Origin of the sequence: Nosocomiicoccus ampullae (assembly GCF_019357495.1) — a bacterium.
In the GTDB taxonomy this organism is placed as follows: Bacteria; Bacillota; Bacilli; order Staphylococcales; family Salinicoccaceae; genus Nosocomiicoccus; species Nosocomiicoccus ampullae.
This window is the reverse complement of record NZ_CP079110.1, coordinates 1,415,351-1,435,116: the sequence shown is the minus strand read 5'-3', so window position 1 is coordinate 1,435,116 and position 19,766 is coordinate 1,415,351. Positions and strand designations below refer to the sequence as shown.

Here is a 19,766-nt window from a genome sequence, read left to right as displayed (position 1 = left end):
AACCCAGTAGCTCAAATTGCTACTGGGTTTTTTCTGCTTATTTTTCTCTCTTTGTTACATTCAAATTATCACCAGTCTTATCGACTTCAATGTCATCGTATTGGACGGTGTCTTTAATATGTTTCACTTCTTCTGTCACTTCTTTTCGAATAACAATTTCTTCAGAAACGACTTGCTCTTTAATAATGCGAATACGCTCTCGAGTCACTGGTATACGCGTAACGTTGATGTCGTCAGTGTCTTCAGCGTTATTGTATTCTGATAATAACGGCTCTTCTTCAAACTTATGACGTTCGATGGTGACGGAATCTTTTTGAATCGGTACATCGACTTCTTCTTCACGTGTTTTTACACGTTTTCTAACATTTACTTCCCCTGCGTCAACAGTGTGTTTATTCGCGACGAGTTGTTCTTCATGTAGTTCGAATTTTCCAGGTACTTCTTGTTTATTGTTATCACCTTCATTAAAGATGAATAACAAGTACTCACCTCGATCGAGTAAATTAGAAACTTCGATGAGTTCTTCATCGGTAAAATCTTTAAAAACAGAAGCGTCAGTCGTTTCGTCGGTAATAATCGCTTCGTTTAGTCCACTATATTTTTGTAAAAGTTCGGGAACTGGTTGAGCGGTAAATACAGTTAATTCATTCGGTTCATAACCACGCGCGACGTATGCATTAATTTTTTTATCTAATTCAGTTATATTTTGTGCGTGAGTAAATTGTGACATAGTAATCACTCCAAATCTATAATTTTTTAAACATACTTATACTCTTACTCTTCAACTTCTATAACGAGTTTTCCATGAACTTCGTGATTTTCTAATTTTTCATGTGCTTTAAAGATATTGTCTACTGATAATCCTTTCATAACCTCTGTGACTGTTGGTTTATAAACACCTTCATTAATAAGATGACTAATTTCACTTAAGTATCTATGGTACTGATACTGATCATCAAGATCTTGTAGTGCTCTTGTAAACATAAATTCATGTGTAAATGTAATACTTTTTGCTTTTAAGAGGTTTAAGTCTTGTTTTTCAGTAAATGCGACAATTGTTGCGATATGACCACGTGGTTTTACAAGGTCAATCATCACTTCATAATATAAATCTGTGTCAAATGTACAAAATACATAGTCGACGTTTTCGATATTATGAGATTTAAATTCATCACGTAAATCATTTTTATGATTTAACACGATGTCGGCACCGAGTGATTTTGACCATTCTTTTGTTTCATCTTTTGATGCGGTTGTGATGACTGTGAGGCCGTAGTGTTTCGCAATTTGTGTCGCCATACTTCCAACGCCACCTGCACCGTTAATAATAAGGATAGATTTACCCTTATTGTCTTCTTTATTTTTACTAATATTAAACACTTCAAAAAGTGTTTCTGACGCAGTAAGGCTAGTGAGTGGAAATCCAGCCGCTTCATTAAGCGATACGTTTTTAGGTGCATGCGCGATATATGCCTCATGCATCACTTGATGTGTTGCGTTCGAGCCGTCGACATCTGCACGACCAGAGTAAAAAACGACGTCTCCTTTTTTATAGCTCGTTACTTCACTTCCAACATCTTCAACAACACCGACCGCATCGTAACCGAGTATTCTCGGTGGGTGTTTAATTTCAGTTTGACGTGTTTTTGTATCGACAGGGTTCATACCAATCGATTTTACTTTAACAAATACGTCTTTATCGTTTAATTCTGGTTTTTCGAAGTCTTTTTTGTAAAACTTATTTCCTTCACTTAGTTTAAATGGTTCATCTGCAACAATCGCATACATGTTTAACGCCTCCAATTTAATAGTTAATATATGAATACCCTTACTTCTAACATAAGAAACCGTCAAAGAATTTATAAGTTAAAAAGCCGATAAAAAAATGGTATAATACTTATATTCTATGTAATTGAGGATGATTAGAGTGAAGCGACTACAAATTATGGGCATATTAAATGTCACACCGGACTCTTTCAGTGACGGTGGAGAGTTTCATCAGCTAGATCATGCGGTCGAACACGCAGAGCAAATGGTTAAAGACGGTGCAGATATTATCGATGTCGGCGGTTATTCAACGCGTCCAGGAGGGCATACTCCTATTTCTGTTGAGGAAGAAATTAAACGTGTCGTTCCAGTAGTCGAAGCGATTCACAACTTAAATTTAAATGTCGACATTTCTGTAGACACGTTTCGTAGTGAAGTTGCAAAAGCGAGTATTGAAGCAGGAGCTACGATTATTAACGATCAGTGGCGTGGAACGTATGATGAAAAGATATTAGAAGTCGTCAGCGAATATAACGTGCCGATTATTCTAATGCACAATAATGAGCATGGTAAATACGACGATGTCGTTGAAGGTATGATTGCGGAGTTAAAAGAAAGTGTAGAACTGTGTAAGAAATATAATATTAAAGATGAAAACATCTGGTTAGATCCAGGTGTTGGATTTGTAAAATCACGAGACGAAGAAATTAAAGTGATGAAAAACTTACACAAACTTGTCGATTTAGGGTATAAGGTTCTACTCGCAACAAGTCGTAAACGAATGATTAAAGAACTTATCGAAGACGATAGAGGACCAAAAGATAGAGACGCTGGTACTGCAGCAACAACAGTTATTGGTATTAACCACGGCGTAGATGCAGTGCGTGTTCATAATGTAAAAATGAACCGAGACATTAGTGATGTTTATATGAAGTTGAGAGGAAATTAAATGGATATTATAAAAGTAAATGGTATTCGACTTTACGCATATCACGGTGTTTTACAAGCAGAGCGTGATATTGGTCAGTATTTCATCGTTGACGTGGCATTATATACGGATTTAAGTGACGCAGGATTTTCAGACGATGTTAACGACACGATTAATTATGCCGAAGTGTATGAATCGGTTGAAACAATTGTTCAAGGTCCACCAGTGAATTTACTCGAGCACTTGGGACATAAAATTATTGAAAAACTTATGAGTGATTATCCTGCTGTGAAAAAAATTGAAGTTACAATCACAAAACCGAGTCCACCAATTGACGGCAACTACAAAGATGTGAGTGTGACGTTAAATAGAGAGGTTAAATAATGAAAGCTAAAGCTTATTTAGGACTTGGTGCAAATATTGGTGAACGACATGAAAACTTAAAACGTGCAATTCAGTTATTAAATGCTGGACCGCACGTCGAAGTAGCAAAAGAGTCATCAATTTACGAAACTGCACCATATGGTAAAACAGACCAACCTGATTTTTTAAATATGGTACTCGAAGTAAAAACGGATTTAGAACCGATTGAACTGTTAGAATTTTGTTTATCAGTAGAAAACGAACTTGGACGTGTGCGTGAAGAAGTGTGGGGGCCAAGAATTATTGATATCGATGTATTAATGTATGAAGACTTAGAAATCGACATCGATAACTTAATAGTCCCGCATGAAGAGATGCATTTAAGAAAATTCGTCTTAGAACCACTAAACGAAATTGCGCCAAACGCTGTTCACCCGACATTCAACAAAACAGTAAAAGAACTGTTAGACGAATTAAACGGTGACAACAATGTTTAAAATTGGGAATGTTGAAATCCCAAACCGCGTCGTGTTAGCACCAATGGCAGGTATTTCCAATGTCGCATTTAGAAAAACTGTGAAAGAATTTGGTGCTGGAATGGTATGCGCTGAAATGATCAGCGACAAAGCATTGTTATTGAATAGTAAGAGAACGTTAAAGATGCTCGAAGTCGATGAAGCTGAACATCCGATATCTCTCCAAATTTTTGGCGGTGAAAAAGAAACTTTAGTTGAAGCGGCTAAATATGTGGACCAGCATACAAATGCGGACATTATAGACATCAACATGGGATGTCCAGTAAATAAGGTCATTCGCTGTGAAGCAGGTGCAAGATGGTTACTCGACCCTAACAAAATTTACGAAATGGTGAGTGCTGTTGTAGAAGCAGTTGAGAAGCCAGTGACGTGTAAAATGCGTATCGGATGGGATGAAGATCATATTTATGCAGTAGAAAATGCAAAAGCTGCTGAACGTGCTGGTGCGTCTGCGATTGCGATGCATGGCCGTACACGTGTTCAAATGTATGAAGGTAAAGCGAACTGGAAAGTTATTAAAGAAGTAAAAGAAGCGGTGAGTATTCCGGTCATTGGTAACGGGGACGTGACGAGTCCAGAACTCGCGAAAAAGATGCTTGACGAAACAGGTGTCGACGCAGTAATGATTGGTCGCGCAGCACAAGGGAATCCATGGATGATTTATAGAACTGTCCATTATTTAAAAACTGGTGAGTTATTAGACGAACCAGATTTAAAAGAAAAAATTGATGTATTAACTCTTCATATGGACCGTCTCATCGACTTAAAAGGTGAGAAAACAGCGCTTATGGAGATGAGAAAGCATGCTTCATGGTACTTACGAAATGTGCGTGGTGGAGGTAAAATTCGCCAATCGCTTAAAGAAGTAAGTACACGTGAAGAGTTAGTGAATATGCTTCAAGAGTTTTTAAAAGAAACATCAACACGTGAACATAAATTAAACAAAGAAATACTTGTATAAGGAGAATCTATCAATGAGTGAAGAGATTAATGACCAAATTGAAGTTCGTTTAAATAAGATGAACGACCTTCGTGAAAAAGGACTCGACCCGTTCGGGCAAAAGTTTGAAACTGACGCAACGTCAAAAGAACTTTATGCAAAGTGGGATGAGTTTTCTAAAGAAGAATTAAAAGAAAAAGAAAATGAATCAAAAGTACGTATCGCAGGTCGTATTATGACAAAACGCGGTAAAGGTAAAGCAGGATTTGCGCATGTTCAAGATATCGATGGGCAAATTCAAATATACGTACGTAAAGACCAAATTGGTGAAGATGCGTTTGATGTATGGAAACAAACAGACCTCGGTGATATCGTAGGTATTGAAGGTGTTATGTTTAAAACAAATACAGGCGAATTATCTGTAAAAGCAACAGAATATTTCCATTTATCTAAAGCACTTCGCCCATTACCAGATAAACACCATGGACTTCAAGACGTTGAAGAGCGTTATAGAAAACGTTACTTAGACCTACTTACTAACGATGAGTCTAAAGCCCGCTTTATTTTACGCAGTAAAATCATTACTGAAATTAGAAGATATTTAGACGGTGAAGGCTTCTTAGAAGTTGAAACACCAATGATGCATGCGATTGCTGGTGGGGCACAAGCTCGTCCATTCATCACACACCACAATGCGCTAGACGTTGATTTATATATGCGAATTGCTTTAGAGTTACACTTAAAACGACTTGTCGTTGGTGGACTCGATAAAGTATACGAAATCGGAAGAGTATTCCGTAATGAAGGGGTATCAACACGCCATAACCCTGAATTCACAATGCTAGAGTTATATGAAGCATATGCAGATTATAAAGATATTATGGACTTAACTGAAAACTTAGTTGCACACGTTGCAAAAGAAGTGCTCGGATCATCAGTCATTGAATATGAAGGAGAAGAAATTGATCTTTCACCAGGTTGGCGTAGAGTTCATATGGCAGAAATTGTTAAAGAATATACAGGTGTAGATTTCTTTAAAGAGATGTCAGACGAAGAAGCACTTGAACTCGCAAAAGAACACGATGTAGAAGTCGATAAATTCCACAGTACATTTGGTCACGTGTTAAACGAATTCTTCGAACAAAAAGTAGAAGAGCACCTACATCAACCTACATTCGTCTACGGACACCCAGTAGAAGTATCACCGTTATCTAAGAAAAACCCTGAAGACGAAAGATTTACAGATCGCTTCGAATTATTCATTGTTGGTCGTGAACACGCGAATGCATTTACGGAGTTAAATGATCCAATTGATCAACGAGAAAGATTCCAAATGCAAGTCGACGAAGCAGATAGTGGAAATGACGAAGCGCACGAAATGGATGAAGACTTCATTGAAGCACTTGAATACGGATTACCACCAACAGGGGGATTAGGTATCGGAATTGACCGTCTCGTTATGCTATTAACGAATGCATCATCAATTCGTGACGTCCTACTATTCCCATATATGAGACAAAGTAAATAATTAAAGCATCCACCGAGAAATCGGTGGATGCTTTAATATATATAAGTAATATTGAATAATGTATTGACTTTGTGAAAAATATGGGATATTATAATATTTGTTCGTCAACACGGAGGATTAGCTCAGTTGGGAGAGCACTTGCTCGACAAGCAAGGGGTCGGTGGTTCGAGCCCGCCATTCTCCATTTTTATTTCAAAATTGAATATATATGCGGAAGTAGTTCAGTGGTAGAACACCACCTTGCCAAGGTGGGGGTCGCGGGTTCGAATCCCGTCTTCCGCTTTCTGTATTCTAAGGGCCTATAGCTCAGTTGGTTAGAGCGCACGCCTGATAAGCGTGAGGTCGGTAGTTCGAGTCTACCTAGGCCCACTTTTTGACAGTCTGAATGACTGTCTTTTTTTATGCAAAAAAACCGCTAATTAAATTAGCGGTTAGTTGATAATTTCTTTATCTTTTAATATTTTTCTAAACTCTAACATTGCTGTATACGACGCAATAATTTGGATATTTTTAGCATCTGAATTTTGTAAATCTGAAACAATCTTTTCTAAATCGTCATACTCTTTGATGAGTGACTCATTAAATCCAGCTTCAATTAAGCGATTTGTCATAACTTCAGCACTAATTCCACCCGTTTTAATTTCAATGATATCCTGATCAGCGAGTGATTCAAAGTTACCATCCTTTAGCCAACTAATGTCCACACCGTCTGCGGGACGATTATTTAAAAGAGCGACTAACATTAATGGTGTTTCAGACTTTTCAATTAAAGAGAGGACTTGATTTAAGCCGACTGGATTTTTAACGACATTTAATGTCGCGATTTGATTTTTAAATGAAATTAACTCTTGGCGACCAAATACGCGTTTCATTTCTAAAAATGCTGCTTTTATAATTTCGTTTTCTATACTATATTCTTTTGCCATACTATATGCTGCGAGTGCATTGTAAATATTATATAATCCAGCGACAGGTATCGTAAATCTTTCGCCGTCAATTTCAAACGTTGAACTAGATTCACTGAGGTTATAAATATTATCTACTGTATATTTTAATTCTGGGCGTTCTAAATGACACGCATGACAAGTGAAATTTCCTTGACCAGAATATGTATAAGTTTTATAAGATAAAGTATGATTACAGCGTGGACAATGGTTTATCTTTGGAGATTCAGCTTGAACGTCGACGCCGAAAAATTTACGTTTATTCGGAAGAGGTACACTAGAAAATAGTGGTAAATCTCCGTTTTGTAAAAGTGTAGCGTCAGGCACTTTTTTTGCTGCATTGACGAGTAATTGATACGTTTCTTTTACATCGCCGTAACGGTCCATTTGATCTAAGAAAAGATTTGTATGAATAATGTATTTAGGATTGAGTGCTTCAACAACGTTATTTAAGCTTCCCTCATCAACTTCTAAAATCGCAATTCCTTTTTTATGTTTGTTTGGTTTAGAATCAACAAATGCACCAATAATTCCTTGCAGCATGTTACTGCCACGGCTATTTGTGACGATATTATCATATTTTCTTTTAAAAATATTAGTGATTAGACTCGTCGTCAATGTCTTTCCGTTCGTTCCAGTGACGATGATGACGTCGTAATACTGACTCACATCATCTAAAACATTTGGTGAAATTCTATGTGCGACTTTCCCGGGTAAGCTACTACCACCACCAGTCGTTTTCATGAGTAAATGTTTTGTGATTCGTCCTGAAAGTAAAGCAAAATTCGTTCTAATAGACATTGATCTTTCTCCTTAAAATTAATAAATATTATTATAGCATTTTAAAATTAATTCGATAAATAAATTTGAATTTAGGGAAAATAGTGGTATAATTATAAAACGTAATAATTACGAATTAGGAGGATTACATGGCTAAAAAATCAAAAATAGCTAAAAATAAAAAACGCCAAGAAACAGTCGAAAAATATCGTGCGATTCGAGAAGAAATGAAGAAAAATAAAGACTATGAAGGTCTTAAAAAACTTCCGAGAGATGCGTCTCCAACACGTGTTGTTAACCGTTGTGAAATTACAGGACGCCCACACGGTGTATCTAGACAATTTGGTATTTCACGTATTAAGTTCAGAGAGCTTGCTCACAAGGGTCAAATACCTGGTGTTAAAAAAGCAAGTTGGTAATATAGATTTTATATAATTAATCCCTCTAAAGTCATAAACTTTAGAGGGATTAATTTATTTAAAATGAGACTTCTACTGTTTTTAAACCATCAATTTCTTTAATTTCACGAACTTCATCGTGTGAAGTAGGGTAAATATAGATTTCTTCAAGTTCTGAAGAGACACTTAAATACGCTTCATCATCTTTAAAGAAACATAAGTCCTCCGGTAAATTAGGTAAACTCCAATCGAAAAGACTGCTCGACTTTTCTAAAAGAATTTCTTTTGCATCTTCTGTCGTTTTAAAATAGTACACTTTCGCAATATCATCAAAAAGGTTTGTCGATGGCCATTCGTGCTGATCAAGTGTTTCTATAAAAGAGTCTCCAAACCATTCATCTAAATCTTTAAATGAATCTTTATACTTTAAAATATCTGTACGTACAACGAGTTGAAATTGATCACATGTTTTAAAGAGAAAATCTAATAACGCTTCGTAAGTTTTACCTGTTGGATTATTTTTGATTGCTATCATAACTTTCACCTCATATATAGTGTATCATTTATTAAATAATAAAAAGGTATGCCAAATGACATACCTTTAAAATTATCTTATGAATAATCCTACGATAACTGCACTTAAAACAGATACAAGTGATGCACCGTAGACAAGTTTTAAACCAAATTTTGCAATTAAGTCTCCAGATTTTGCATGAATACCTTTAACTGTTCCAACGATAATACCGATAGAACCAAAGTTTGCAAATGATACTAAGAATACTGAGATCATTGCTTGTGTTCTTGGAGCAAGTGTTTCTTTAATGAGTTGTAAGTTTTCCATCGCAACAAATTCATTTGTAACAAGCTTTGTTGCCATTAAAATACCAACTTCATGTGCTTCAGCAACTGGTACACCAATTATTACCGCAAGTGGCATTAAAATATAGCCTAGAATATCTTGGAATGTTAATGATGATCCAGGAATTGCTAAGAATAAGTTGTTTAAAATAGCAATTAATGCGTTAAACGCGATAAGCATTGCCCCAACGATAACTGCAATTAACGCACCTTGTAAAATATAGTCACTTAGAATTTGGAAGAAAGATTTACCTTCATCTGGATTTGATTCAGATGCTGTATAGTTTTCTTCTTCTGGTAAGTCGTATGGGTTAATGATATGTACAATGATATAAACACTGAATAAGTTTAAAATAATCGCTGTAATTACGTATTCAGGCGCAAGTAAAGTCATATATGCTGCTACCATGGATAGTGAAATAGAACTCATTGCTTGCGCTGCAAGTGTGTAGAGACGTTGTTCACCAAGTAATGGAATTTGGTTCTTTAATGAAACAAACACTTCAGATTGTCCTAAAAACATTGAAGCAGCTCCGTTATATGATTCTATGAAGCCCATACCTGTAATTTTTGATAAAATCCATCCTAATCCATGGATGATTGCTGGTAAAATCTTTAAGTACTGTAACACCCCAATTAGTGCTGAAATAACAATAATAGGAATTAATACGTTAAAGAAGAAAACGAATTGTGCTTCTCCGTTTGCATCGATCATTAATGGGCCAAAAACAAAACTAGTCCCTTCCGCTGCAAACTCAAGTAGTTTTCCAAAACCAAATGCTAAACTTTCAACTACTTTTTGCCCAGCACCAGTTGAAAGAATTGAGAAGGCAAATAATAGTTGTAGAGCGAGTAATAACAGTATTTGTTTCCACTTTTTAAACGCACGCTTTCTATCGGAACTCGCAATCCAAGCGAGGAAAAAAGTTACAGCAATACCGATAACTCCCCATATTATATTCATATAGACACCCCTGTAAATTATGTAGTCGTCAGAAATATTATACCTATTCATAACAACGGATGTAAAGGCTTATATTGATAATCAGTGAAGTAAAAACCATCGTATATAGTATTAAAAATGCGTTGCAATTGATTAAAATAGGTCAAATAAGTTATACTATAGTCAAAGAAGGTCAAAAGAGGTGATTCTATGCGAAACATGTCGGATATTATTGAGGCTTATTTGAAGCAAAAAATTGCAGAGTCTCATAATGAACGCGTTGAAATTAAACGTGCACAAATCGCAGAGAAATTCGATTGTGTACCGTCTCAGCTAAACTACGTTATTAAAACGCGGTTTACAAACGAACTTGGTTACATTGTTGAAAGTAAGCGTGGGGGCGGTGGTTACATTAGAATTACTAAAATAGAAACTCATAACAAAGCAGATTATTTAGAACATATATTAAGTCTAATCGGTAACAAACTTTCTCAAACGAATGCTCAACATTTAATTCAGTCGATGTACGACGCAGAAGTCATCACTTATAATGAGGCGCGTATTATGGATAGAATTATTTTAAGAGAAACATTATTAATCGAATTACCTGAAAGAGATATATTACGTGCACATATTATGCGTAACGTAATTGAAGCAATATTATACGAGGAGTGATTGTATGCGATGCGAAAGATGTCATAAGCGTGAAGCAATGATTCAAGTGTCGATCAGTCAAAATAATCAAAAAAGCGAACTATTTTTATGCGACACATGCGCACACGAATTATTACAAAGCAATAATGACACAAAACACCAGCATCATCACTCACTAAATAAATTTATATTGAAGTCACAATCAGAAGTAAAAACTTGTCCTACATGTGGTTCGACACTACAATCGATACGAGATAATGGTTTATTTGGCTGTGGTGATTGTTATAAAACATTTAGTGAAGAAGCAAATCAAATTATAAACCGTGCACAACTTTTAAAAGATAGCCATACAGGAAAAGTGCCAGGTTCTTATGAAATGTATTTAAAGCAAGAAGAAAAAATCGAAGCACTTGAAAAGAAACTCGATAAACTTGTAAAAGCACAAGAGTTTGAAGAAGCAGCAATTATTAGAGATGAAATTAAAGCCTTAAAGGAGGATGATAACGATGAAGACGAGTCCTTGGCTGAAAAATAGTCCAAACGCACCGATTGAGATGTCTTCACGCATCCGCCTTGCTAGGAATATTGAAGGGTTAACATATCCACACTTAATTAAAGATAAGTCAGAGTACGATGAGGTTTTAAAAACTATTAGAAATAAGTACACAGGCTTTGAGGTTATTAAAATGGACGATTTGTCAGAGATTGAAAAACAATTAATGATAGAAAAATTTTTAATTAGTCCACTATTTAAACGTAGAGGGCATTCGTTAATTGTAAGTGAGGACGAATCGACATCGATTATGGTCGGGGAAGAAGACCACATTAGAATTCAAGTGATGAATGTTGGACACTCACTTGAAGAACTATATGAAATCGCCTCTGATATCGATGATACGATTGAAAAAGATTTTGATTACCAGTTCGATCGTCAATACGGATTTAAAACGGCATGCCCCACAAACGTCGGTACCGGTTTACGTGCCTCAGTTATGTTACACTTGCCGGCACTCACGAGAAATAATCGTATTCGAAGATTACGTGATGTTTTAACGAGAATGGGGTATACGTTAAGAGGTATTTATGGTGAAGGATCGAATCCGGTTGGTGACGTTTATCAACTCTCTAACCAAGTGACACTTGGACTAAGTGAGTTAGAAATTATTCACCATTTAGATGAAATAAAAGAACAAATTATATATGAAGAAACACGTATGAGAGAGTGGTTTTATCATAACCGTGCACTGACAGTGCGTGATGCGATATTTAGATCATACGGGTTACTTAGATACGCTGAACAAATGTCGTTAGAAGAAGCAGCGATGCATTTAAGTCATATTAAATACGGCGTAGATATGAACGTTTTAGAGCTTGAAAATTTTGAGTTTCAAGCATTGCTAAAGCAAATTCAACACGCATTTATCCGTCAAGGATTAGAAGACGTAGAATCTGTACATCTAGAAGCGGCGGAAAATAAAGCGCGTGCTACATTTTTAAAACGTACTTTAGGAGGAAAATAATATATGTTATTCGGTAAATTAACTGAACGTGCACAACGCGTACTTGCGTATGCACAGGAAGAAGCAATTCGCTTAAAACATTCAAATATTGGTACAGAACATTTACTACTTGGTCTTGTTAGAGAACAAGAAGGTATCGCAGCAAAAGTACTAAACGCTTTTGATATTACTGAGCCAGTGATCGAAAAAGAAATTAGTAAATTCGTCACTGAAGGGACAGAAACACCAACAACACTTCACTACACACCACGTGCTAAACGCGTGATTGAACTATCGATGGATGAAGCACGTAAACTTCATCATAACTTTGTCGGAACAGAGCACTTATTACTCGGTTTAATCCGTGAAACTGAAGGAATTGCAGCGCGCGTATTATCTTCACTTGGCTTAAACATTACACGTGCTCGTGCGATGGTAATTCGTATGCTTGGTAATCCGCAAAACTTTAAATCTCAAGAAACTAAAGAAGAGTCAGACACACCAACTTTAGATAGCCTTGCAACAAACTTAACGAAAAAAGCATCAGACGGTAGTTTAGACCCAGTAATCGGACGTTCTGATGAAATCACACGTGTGATCGAAGTGTTATCACGTCGTACGAAAAATAACCCAGTGTTAATTGGTGAGCCTGGGGTCGGTAAAACTGCAGTAGCAGAAGGACTTGCTCAGCAAATTGTTAAAAATGAAATCCCATCTACATTAAAAGATAAACGAGTCATGATGTTAGATATGGGTACAGTTGTTGCAGGTACAAAATACCGCGGAGAATTCGAAGAGCGTATGAAAAAAGTCGTGGATGAAATTAAAAAATCAGGAAATGTCATTTTATTTATCGACGAAATGCACACGTTAATTGGTGCAGGTGGTGCTGAAGGCTCTGTGGATGCGTCAAACATCTTAAAACCTTCACTTTCTAGAGGAGAAGTACAAGTTATTGGTGCAACAACGTTAGAAGAATATCGTAAGCATATTGAAAAAGACGCAGCGCTCGAAAGACGTTTCCAACCGGTTATCGTTGACCAACCATCAGTAGAAGACACAGTCTTAATCTTAAAAGGATTACGTGACCGTTACGAAGCACACCACGGAGTTACAATTACTGATGAAGCACTAGACGCTGCAGCAGTCATGTCTAATAGATATGTTCAAGATAGATTCTTACCAGATAAAGCAATCGACTTAATTGACGAAGCGTCATCAAAAGTGCGTCTTAAATCTCACATGTCACCACCAGATTTAAAAGATTTAGAAGACGAGCTTGAAAAAGTGAAAAAAGAGAAAAATGCAGCAGTTCAGTCTCAAGAATTCGAAGCGGCAGCTAAATATCGTGATGACCAAACGAAAATTGAAGAAAAATTAGAAACACTTGAAAACAACTGGAAAAATTCTCAGTCTTCAGAAAAACAAAAAGTGACACGTGGTGATATCGAAATCGTCATTTCTAAAATGACAGGTATTCCGCTACAAAAAATTGCTGAAGAAGAATCAGATCGACTATTAAACTTAGAAAGTATTTTACACGATAGAGTCATCGGGCAAAATGAAGCGGTGCAATCAATATCTAAAGCAGTACGCCGTGCAAGAGCAGGGTTAAAAGATCCTAAACGTCCGATTGGTAGCTTTATCTTCTTAGGACCAACAGGTGTTGGTAAAACAGAGCTTGCAAAAGCTCTATCTGAAACACTATTCGGTGAAGATGATGCGATGATTCGTGTCGATATGTCTGAGTATATGGAAAAACATAGTGTTGCTAGACTTGTCGGTTCTCCTCCGGGATATGTTGGATATGATGACGGTGGTCAGTTAACTGAACAAGTTCGCAGAAAACCATACTCACTCATTCTCTTTGATGAGATTGAAAAAGCACATCCAGACGTCTTTAACATGTTACTTCAAGTATTAGACGACGGTCGTTTAACAGACTCAACAGGACGTACTGTGGACTTTAGAAATACAGTAATTGTGATGACGTCAAACGTTGGTGCTACAGAGTTAAGAGACAACAAGTTTGTCGGTTTCGGTTCAACAGAACAATCTGAGGACTACGAAACAATTCGTAATACGATGATGAAGGAACTGAAAAACACATTCAGACCAGAATTCATTAACCGTGTAGACGATATTATCGTCTTCCATAGCTTAGAAAAAGAACACCTAGAAGAGATCGTGTCACTAATGATCGACGATTTAAACGCGCGTTTAGAAGACCGTAACATTCACGTTGAGTTAACGAGTGACGCAGTAACAGCACTTGTTGATGACGGGTACGACAAAGAATTTGGTGCAAGACCATTATCTAGAAGTATCCAGAAAAACGTTGAAGACACACTTAGTGAGGCAATACTACGTGGTGAAGAAATCACAGGAAAAACTGTATTTGTAGACTTTAAAGATGACAAATTTAAAGTCGATACAAAAGAAAAATCACCAGTAGCAGACAATGAATAATAATACAGGGCTAGAGCTGATATTATCAGTTTTAGCCCTATTTTTATCGATTATCAAAACTTTCATAATTCTATATAAAACTATATAATAATGTGTAATACAAAAGAGGAGGATATCTTCGACAAATGGCAAAAACAAAAACAGTTTTTGAATGTTTAGCATGTGGATATGAGTCTCCAAAGTGGTACGGCAGATGCCCGAACTGCGGGGTCTGGAACCAAATGGAAGAGTCAATTGTTCATAAAGAACAAAAAACCAAGGGCCGCGGAACGTTAGGTAAAGTGTCTAATGAAAAAACAAAAGCGACACAATTATCTAAAATAAGTAAAAAAGAAGCACCACGTACCCATACAAAAAGTGGAGAGTTTGACCGCGTGTTAGGCGGAGGCATCGTCGATGGCTCGCTTATTTTAATTGGTGGTGACCCGGGTATTGGGAAATCTACAATTTTACTCCAAACAGCACTCACACTCGCAGAAGAGTATAATGTTTTATACGTTTCTGGAGAAGAATCACTCGAGCAAATTAAAATGCGCGCAGATCGAATTACAGATGATGCGTCTAATTTACATGTCTATGCAGAGACGAATTTATTTTATATACATGATGAAATTACGAAGTTAAATCCTGACTTTTTAATTATTGACTCCATTCAAACAATTTTTCATCCAGATGTTACAAGTGCACCAGGAAGTGTATCTCAAGTCCGTGAGTGTACGCAGTCTATTATGAATATCGCAAAAGGGCAAAATATTGCGACATTCATTGTCGGGCATGTCACTAAAGATGGTCAAATTGCTGGGCCACGTTTACTTGAACATATGGTAGACACGGTCTTATATTTTGAAGGAGATCAGCATCATACGTTTAGAGTACTAAGAGCGGTGAAGAATCGCTTTGGTTCGACAAACGAAATGGGTATTTTTGAAATGAAGTACGACGGACTAAAAGAAGTGTTAAATCCTTCAGAGATCTTTTTAGAAGAGCGTAGTAAAAATACACCAGGCGCTGCGATTGTTTGTGCGATGGAAGGTACACGTGCGATGCTCGTTGAAATACAAGCACTCGTTACACCGACACATTTTCATAATCCAAGACGGATGGCCACAGGTATTGACCATAATAGATTATCTCTACTTATGGCGGTGCTTGAAAAGTCTGAAGGATTACTTATGCAGCAGCACGATGCGTATATAAAAGTCGCAGGTGGTGTGAAATTAGACGAACCAGCAGTGGACTTTGCGGTTATTATGGCAATCGCGTCTAGCTTTAAAGATATTTCAGTGCGAGGAGACATGTGCTTTATTGGTGAAGTTGGATTAACTGGAGAAATTAGACGTGTGACTAAAATTGAACAACGTCTTCAAGAAGCAGCAAAACTAGGGTTTAATCGTGCGATTATTCCGGCGTCGAACTTACAAGGTTTAGCGCCTGTCGATATTGAAGTGATTGGTGCAAAACATTTAAAAGACGCGATGAGGGAAGTTTATAAAAATTAATAAAGGGAGATGGACGAATGTTAAGATGGCTATTAACACTCGTCTACTTTCTTACGGGTGTAACACTTGGGGTATGGTGTTATCACTCTACAAATTTAAGGTTACCAGATGCAATTAATAACGTATTTTTATATGGTGCAATTGGTGGGATAGTATTTTTAGCGGCCACTTTATGGACGCTGCCTTATTTTGTAAAAGGTTTAAAGAAAGTAGAACGAAAACTATTATCAAACAACGTCACAGAAATATTTTTCGCAACGATTGGAATGTTAGTTGGTTTATTGTTTACTGTTTTTATTACGCTTTTATCAAATATGCTAGACATTCCAATTGTTAGAGAAATACTGCCACTCATATCTGCAGTGATTCTTGGATATTTAGGTTATCAACTCGGTTTAAAAAAGACGAACGAAGTATTAGAGCTTTTTAACCGAGCACCTAAAAATTCAACTAAAAAGTTATTAGACACGAGTGTTGTTATCGATGGTAGAGTGCTAGAGGTTTTAAAATCAGGATTTTTAGAAGGGGAAATTATCGTCCCACAGTTTGTATTAGATGAGTTACAACTCATTGCAGATTCGACAGATCATATTAAGCGAGATAAAGGACAACATGGCTTAGACATTCTAAATGAGCTTCAAAAATATTCTGAGCACGTTAAAATAAAATCTATCCAGTACGATAAGTTAGATGTCGACCAACAACTGATTGAATTAGCTAAAGAAGAAAAAGCAGCAATTTTAACGACAGATTATAATTTAAATCGGGTCGCTAAAGTACATAAGATTACCGTATTAAATGTAAATGAACTTAGTGAAGCGATGCAGTTACATGTCCAGCAAGGGGATACGTTCGAAATTCTTATTACAAAAGCTGGAAAAGAAGATAATCAAGGGGTTGGTTATTTAACAGACGGTACGATGGTTGTTTTAGATTCTGGAATATCCTATATTAACGAAACAGTTACTGTTGAAGTGACATCGATTTTACAAACACACTCTGGAAGAATTATATTTACAAAACTTGGAGAGAAATCATGAATTACACAGCGATTATTCCAGCAGCCGGTATTGGAAAACGAATGGGTCTTGGATTCAATAAAATTCGTTATGAATTAAATGGTAAGTCGATTATTAAACGAACAGTAGAGATTTTTGAGAATGACCGAGACTGCAGCGCGATTATTATCGCAACAGGAAAAGAAGAGGTTAATATATTAGAAAACGATTTAAAAGATTTAAATAAAATAGAAAAAATCGTCGTAGGTGGTAAAGAGCGCCAAGATTCAATATATAACGCACTCGTTCATGCAAAAACGGACTATGTTTTTGTGCATGACGCAGCCCGTCCATTTTTAGATGACGACACGCTTACAAGATTGAAAAAAGCAGTCGTGAAAAAAGACGCTGTGATTTGCGGTGTAAAGACGAAAAATACATTAAAAAAAGTCGTTGACGGAAAAGTTGTTGACACAATTAACAGGGATACGACCATTGAGGTGCACACGCCACAAGCTTTTTGTTATAATTTATTAATGGATGCATATCACTATGCAAGAGACAGGCATTTACAAGTAACTGACGATGCGATGATGGTTGAAGCATTCGGGCACGATGTATTTGTCGTCGATTCGACGTATAATAATATTAAAATTACAACGACGGAAGATTTAATTCAATCTGAAGCAATATTAAGGAGTAGAGATGAATGAGAATCGGTCATGGATATGATGTTCATCAATTAACGAGTGGGCGTCCGTTAATTATCGGAGGGCTTGAAATCGATCACGACAAAGGACTCATCGGTCATAGTGACGCGGATGTGTTACTTCATACGATTGCTGATGCAATTTTAGGTGCATTAGCACTTGGAGATATCGGCAAGTTTTTCCCAGATAATGATCCGAAGTATAAAGACATGGATTCACAACTTCTTTTAAGTGAAGTCGTTGAAAAAATGTTTGAGAAAAACTATGAAGTCGGAAACGTCGATGCGTTAATAATTGCAGAAGCACCGAAGTTTAGACCGCATATTGACGAGATTCGAGAAAATGTTGCGCGTTTATTAAAAACGTCTATAGATAACGTTAACGTCAAAGCGACAACGCATGAAAAGCTCGGTCCAATTGGTCGACAAGAAGGAATCGCAAGTGAAGCAGTTATTTTATTAAAAGAAAGAGGTTAAACAATGAGTAAAGTAAGAGTAAGATACGCACCAAGTCCAACAGGATATCTCCATATCGGAAACGCAAGAAGTGCGTTATTTAACTACCTATTCGCTCGTCACTACGACGGGGATTTCATCATTCGTATTGAAGATACAGACAAAGCACGTCACGTCGACGAAGGTGAAGCGTCACAGCTAAACTATTTAAAATGGTTAGGTATTGACTGGGATGAGTCAGTAGACGTCGGAGGAGACTATGGTCCGTATCGTCAATCAGAGCGTAGTCATATTTATAAACCTTATATCGACAAACTTTTAGAAGAAGATAAAGCATACCGCTGCTATATGACAGCTGAAGAATTAGAAGCTGAACGTGAAGAACAACTAAAAAATGGTCAACAACCAAAATACAGTGGTAAACATGCAAATTTAACAAAAGAAGAAGAAGAAGCGTTTATTGCTGAGGGTAGAGAACCATCAATTCGTATTCGTGTTCCAAAAGATAAAACATACACATTTAACGACATGGTAAAAGGTGACGTGTCGTTTGATTCAAATGGTATTGGTGACTGGGTCATCGTGAAAAAAGATGGGACACCGACATACAACTTCGCAGTTGTTATCGACGATCACGAAATGGATATTACGCACGTATTACGTGGAGATGACCATATATCAAACACACCACGCCAACTTATGGTGTATGACGCACTCGGCTTTGAAGCGCCAGAATTTGGTCACATGACGTTAATCGTAAATGAAGATCGTAAAAAGTTGTCTAAACGTGACAGTGGAATTTTACAATTCATTGAAGACTATGAAGCACTTGGCTACTTACCAGAAGCATTATTTAACTTCATCGCATTACTTGGTTGGACTCCAGGTGGAGAAGAAGAAATTTTCTCTAAAGATGAATTCATTGAGTTATTCACTGAAGACCGTCTATCAAAATCACCGGCATTCTTCGACAAAACAAAATTAGCATGGGTAAACAACCAGTACATGAAACAAAAAGACACTGAAGCAGTGTTTGAACTTGCATTACCATTCTTAGTAAAAGAAGGAGTTGTAAGTGAAAATGCTTCAGAAGAAGAACTCGATTGGGCAAAACGATTAGTTGCATTATACCAACCGCAAATGAGTTACGCTGCAGAAATCGTTGAATTATCTGAACAGTTCTTTAAAACAGAAGTAACATACGATGAGGATGCGAAAGCTGTTTTAGCTGAAGAACAAGTGCCTGAGTTAATGGACGCATTAAAAGAAACATTTAACAACTTAGAAGACTTTAAAGCAGATAACATTAAAAAAGCGATTAAAGAAGTACAAAAAGCAACAGGCATCAAAGGTAAAAAATTATTTATGCCAATCCGCGTTGCAACAACTGGTGAAACAAAAGGACCAGAACTTCCAAACGCTTTAGAATTACTTGGAAAAGACACAGTACTCACACGCATTGAGAATGTTATCAAAAGTCTATAAGCTTGAAAAGAA

The 19,766-nt window shown here is 36.7% G+C and carries 20 protein-coding genes and 3 tRNA genes; 18 read left to right on the top strand and 5 right to left on the bottom strand.

The genetic code is table 11. The annotated features are described in order from the left end of the window. Positions 1-37 precede the first annotated feature (37 nt). Complete coding sequence (locus KPF49_RS07480) at positions 38-730, bottom strand: YsnF/AvaK domain-containing protein (protein ID WP_183673615.1); 693 nt, start codon at positions 728-730, stop codon at positions 38-40. A 44-nt stretch (positions 731-774) separates the two neighbouring features. After that, entirely contained in the window at positions 775-1,788 is a 1,014-nt protein-coding gene (locus KPF49_RS07475) for a zinc-binding alcohol dehydrogenase family protein (protein WP_183673617.1), read from the bottom strand. Positions 1,789-1,918: 130 nt separating this feature from the next. Between KPF49_RS07475 and folP the strand changes: the two genes are divergently transcribed. The 8 genes from folP (at position 1,919) to KPF49_RS07435 (ending at position 6,431) form a co-directional block, all read left to right on the top strand. After that, positions 1,919-2,716, top strand: a complete 798-nt coding sequence (gene folP / locus KPF49_RS07470; RefSeq protein ID WP_221265228.1) for a dihydropteroate synthase — start codon at positions 1,919-1,921, stop codon at positions 2,714-2,716. Continuing rightward, a complete protein-coding gene (gene folB / locus KPF49_RS07465; protein ID WP_183673621.1) occupies positions 2,717-3,079 on the top strand; it encodes a dihydroneopterin aldolase in 363 nt (120 codons plus the stop codon). It abuts the gene before it with no gap. Further along, complete coding sequence (gene folK / locus KPF49_RS07460; protein ID WP_183673623.1) at positions 3,079-3,555, top strand: 2-amino-4-hydroxy-6-hydroxymethyldihydropteridine diphosphokinase; 477 nt, start codon at positions 3,079-3,081, stop codon at positions 3,553-3,555. Before folB ends, folK begins: the two co-directional genes overlap by 1 nt. Further along, positions 3,548-4,555, top strand: coding sequence for a tRNA dihydrouridine synthase DusB (gene dusB, locus KPF49_RS07455; RefSeq protein WP_183673625.1), 1,008 nt, complete (start codon positions 3,548-3,550; stop codon positions 4,553-4,555). Before folK ends, dusB begins: the two co-directional genes overlap by 8 nt. 13 nt (positions 4,556-4,568) lie before the next feature. Continuing rightward, entirely contained in the window at positions 4,569-6,062 is a 1,494-nt protein-coding gene (lysS, locus tag KPF49_RS07450) for a lysine--tRNA ligase (protein ID WP_183673627.1), read from the top strand. Between the two features lie 111 nt (positions 6,063-6,173). Next, positions 6,174-6,246 (top strand) — tRNA-Val (locus KPF49_RS07445). A gap of 26 nt (positions 6,247-6,272) precedes the next feature. Beyond that, a tRNA-Gly gene (locus tag KPF49_RS07440) sits at positions 6,273-6,344 on the top strand. A gap of 13 nt (positions 6,345-6,357) precedes the next feature. Then, positions 6,358-6,431, top strand: a tRNA-Ile gene (locus KPF49_RS07435). A 62-nt stretch (positions 6,432-6,493) separates the two neighbouring features. Here the strand turns inward: KPF49_RS07435 and KPF49_RS07430 are convergent. Beyond that, a complete protein-coding gene (locus KPF49_RS07430; protein ID WP_183673629.1) occupies positions 6,494-7,807 on the bottom strand; it encodes a MurT ligase domain-containing protein in 1,314 nt (437 codons plus the stop codon). Positions 7,808-7,935: 128 nt separating this feature from the next. Between KPF49_RS07430 and rpsN the strand changes: the two genes are divergently transcribed. Beyond that, positions 7,936-8,205 (top strand): 30S ribosomal protein S14, encoded by a 270-nt coding sequence (rpsN, locus tag KPF49_RS07425; RefSeq protein WP_183673630.1) that lies wholly within the window; start codon positions 7,936-7,938, stop codon positions 8,203-8,205. Between the two features lie 58 nt (positions 8,206-8,263). Here the strand turns inward: rpsN and KPF49_RS07420 are convergent, their stop codons facing one another. Beyond that, positions 8,264-8,719: a stage III sporulation protein AH gene (locus tag KPF49_RS07420; RefSeq protein ID WP_183673631.1), complete on the bottom strand. Its 456-nt coding sequence runs from the start codon at positions 8,717-8,719 to the stop codon at positions 8,264-8,266. 72 nt (positions 8,720-8,791) lie between these two features. Beyond that, complete coding sequence (locus tag KPF49_RS07415) at positions 8,792-10,006, bottom strand: NupC/NupG family nucleoside CNT transporter (RefSeq protein ID WP_183673633.1); 1,215 nt, start codon at positions 10,004-10,006, stop codon at positions 8,792-8,794. 189 nt (positions 10,007-10,195) lie between these two features. On the opposite strand from KPF49_RS07415, the gene KPF49_RS07410 reads away from it, so the two are divergent. The 9 genes from KPF49_RS07410 (at position 10,196) to gltX (ending at position 19,754) form a co-directional block, all read left to right on the top strand. After that, positions 10,196-10,660, top strand: a complete 465-nt coding sequence (locus KPF49_RS07410; RefSeq protein ID WP_183673635.1) for a CtsR family transcriptional regulator — start codon at positions 10,196-10,198, stop codon at positions 10,658-10,660. Positions 10,661-10,664: 4 nt separating this feature from the next. Next, positions 10,665-11,174 (top strand): UvrB/UvrC motif-containing protein, encoded by a 510-nt coding sequence (locus KPF49_RS07405; RefSeq protein ID WP_183673637.1) that lies wholly within the window; start codon positions 10,665-10,667, stop codon positions 11,172-11,174. Beyond that, on the top strand, positions 11,146-12,159 hold the full coding sequence (locus tag KPF49_RS07400) for a hypothetical protein (protein ID WP_183673639.1): 1,014 nt from the start codon (positions 11,146-11,148) through the stop codon (positions 12,157-12,159). The genes KPF49_RS07405 and KPF49_RS07400 overlap by 29 nt, the downstream gene beginning before the upstream one ends. 3 nt (positions 12,160-12,162) lie before the next feature. After that, positions 12,163-14,607: an ATP-dependent Clp protease ATP-binding subunit gene (locus KPF49_RS07395; protein ID WP_183673641.1), complete on the top strand. Its 2,445-nt coding sequence runs from the start codon at positions 12,163-12,165 to the stop codon at positions 14,605-14,607. A gap of 125 nt (positions 14,608-14,732) precedes the next feature. Further along, entirely contained in the window at positions 14,733-16,106 is a 1,374-nt protein-coding gene (radA, locus tag KPF49_RS07390) for a DNA repair protein RadA (RefSeq protein WP_183673643.1), read from the top strand. Positions 16,107-16,123: 17 nt separating this feature from the next. Further along, a complete protein-coding gene (locus KPF49_RS07385; protein ID WP_183673645.1) occupies positions 16,124-17,146 on the top strand; it encodes a PIN/TRAM domain-containing protein in 1,023 nt (340 codons plus the stop codon). Next, a complete protein-coding gene (ispD, locus tag KPF49_RS07380) occupies positions 17,143-17,817 on the top strand; it encodes a 2-C-methyl-D-erythritol 4-phosphate cytidylyltransferase (protein ID WP_183673647.1) in 675 nt (224 codons plus the stop codon). Before KPF49_RS07385 ends, ispD begins: the two co-directional genes overlap by 4 nt. Next, positions 17,814-18,290, top strand: coding sequence for a 2-C-methyl-D-erythritol 2,4-cyclodiphosphate synthase (gene ispF / locus KPF49_RS07375; protein ID WP_183673649.1), 477 nt, complete (start codon positions 17,814-17,816; stop codon positions 18,288-18,290). The genes ispD and ispF overlap by 4 nt, the downstream gene beginning before the upstream one ends. A 3-nt stretch (positions 18,291-18,293) precedes the next feature. Further along, positions 18,294-19,754 carry a glutamate--tRNA ligase gene (gene gltX, locus KPF49_RS07370; RefSeq protein ID WP_183673651.1) on the top strand — a complete coding sequence of 487 codons (1,461 nt, stop codon included), beginning with the start codon at positions 18,294-18,296 and terminating at the stop codon, positions 19,752-19,754. The last annotated feature ends 12 nt before the right edge of the window (positions 19,755-19,766 follow it).

What these genes read in the sequence shown, in the direction of transcription:
- KPF49_RS07480 (WP_183673615.1), bottom strand. Translation starts at nt 730, where the DNA reads ATGTCACAATTTACTCACGCACAAAATATAACTGAATTAGATAAAAAA.
- KPF49_RS07475 (WP_183673617.1), bottom strand. Translation starts at nt 1,788, where the DNA reads ATGTATGCGATTGTTGCAGATGAACCATTTAAACTAAGTGAAGGAAAT.
- folP (WP_221265228.1), top strand. Translation starts at nt 1,919, where the DNA reads ATGATTAGAGTGAAGCGACTACAAATTATGGGCATATTAAATGTCACA.
- folB (WP_183673621.1), top strand. Translation starts at nt 2,717, where the DNA reads ATGGATATTATAAAAGTAAATGGTATTCGACTTTACGCATATCACGGT.
- folK (WP_183673623.1), top strand. Translation starts at nt 3,079, where the DNA reads ATGAAAGCTAAAGCTTATTTAGGACTTGGTGCAAATATTGGTGAACGA.
- dusB (WP_183673625.1), top strand. Translation starts at nt 3,548, where the DNA reads ATGTTTAAAATTGGGAATGTTGAAATCCCAAACCGCGTCGTGTTAGCA.
- lysS (WP_183673627.1), top strand. Translation starts at nt 4,569, where the DNA reads ATGAGTGAAGAGATTAATGACCAAATTGAAGTTCGTTTAAATAAGATG.
- KPF49_RS07430 (WP_183673629.1), bottom strand. Translation starts at nt 7,807, where the DNA reads ATGTCTATTAGAACGAATTTTGCTTTACTTTCAGGACGAATCACAAAA.
- rpsN (WP_183673630.1), top strand. Translation starts at nt 7,936, where the DNA reads ATGGCTAAAAAATCAAAAATAGCTAAAAATAAAAAACGCCAAGAAACA.
- KPF49_RS07420 (WP_183673631.1), bottom strand. Translation starts at nt 8,719, where the DNA reads ATGATAGCAATCAAAAATAATCCAACAGGTAAAACTTACGAAGCGTTA.
- KPF49_RS07415 (WP_183673633.1), bottom strand. Translation starts at nt 10,006, where the DNA reads ATGAATATAATATGGGGAGTTATCGGTATTGCTGTAACTTTTTTCCTC.
- KPF49_RS07410 (WP_183673635.1), top strand. Translation starts at nt 10,196, where the DNA reads ATGCGAAACATGTCGGATATTATTGAGGCTTATTTGAAGCAAAAAATT.
- KPF49_RS07405 (WP_183673637.1), top strand. Translation starts at nt 10,665, where the DNA reads ATGCGATGCGAAAGATGTCATAAGCGTGAAGCAATGATTCAAGTGTCG.
- KPF49_RS07400 (WP_183673639.1), top strand. Translation starts at nt 11,146, where the DNA reads ATGAAGACGAGTCCTTGGCTGAAAAATAGTCCAAACGCACCGATTGAG.
- KPF49_RS07395 (WP_183673641.1), top strand. Translation starts at nt 12,163, where the DNA reads ATGTTATTCGGTAAATTAACTGAACGTGCACAACGCGTACTTGCGTAT.
- radA (WP_183673643.1), top strand. Translation starts at nt 14,733, where the DNA reads ATGGCAAAAACAAAAACAGTTTTTGAATGTTTAGCATGTGGATATGAG.
- KPF49_RS07385 (WP_183673645.1), top strand. Translation starts at nt 16,124, where the DNA reads ATGTTAAGATGGCTATTAACACTCGTCTACTTTCTTACGGGTGTAACA.
- ispD (WP_183673647.1), top strand. Translation starts at nt 17,143, where the DNA reads ATGAATTACACAGCGATTATTCCAGCAGCCGGTATTGGAAAACGAATG.
- ispF (WP_183673649.1), top strand. Translation starts at nt 17,814, where the DNA reads ATGAGAATCGGTCATGGATATGATGTTCATCAATTAACGAGTGGGCGT.
- gltX (WP_183673651.1), top strand. Translation starts at nt 18,294, where the DNA reads ATGAGTAAAGTAAGAGTAAGATACGCACCAAGTCCAACAGGATATCTC.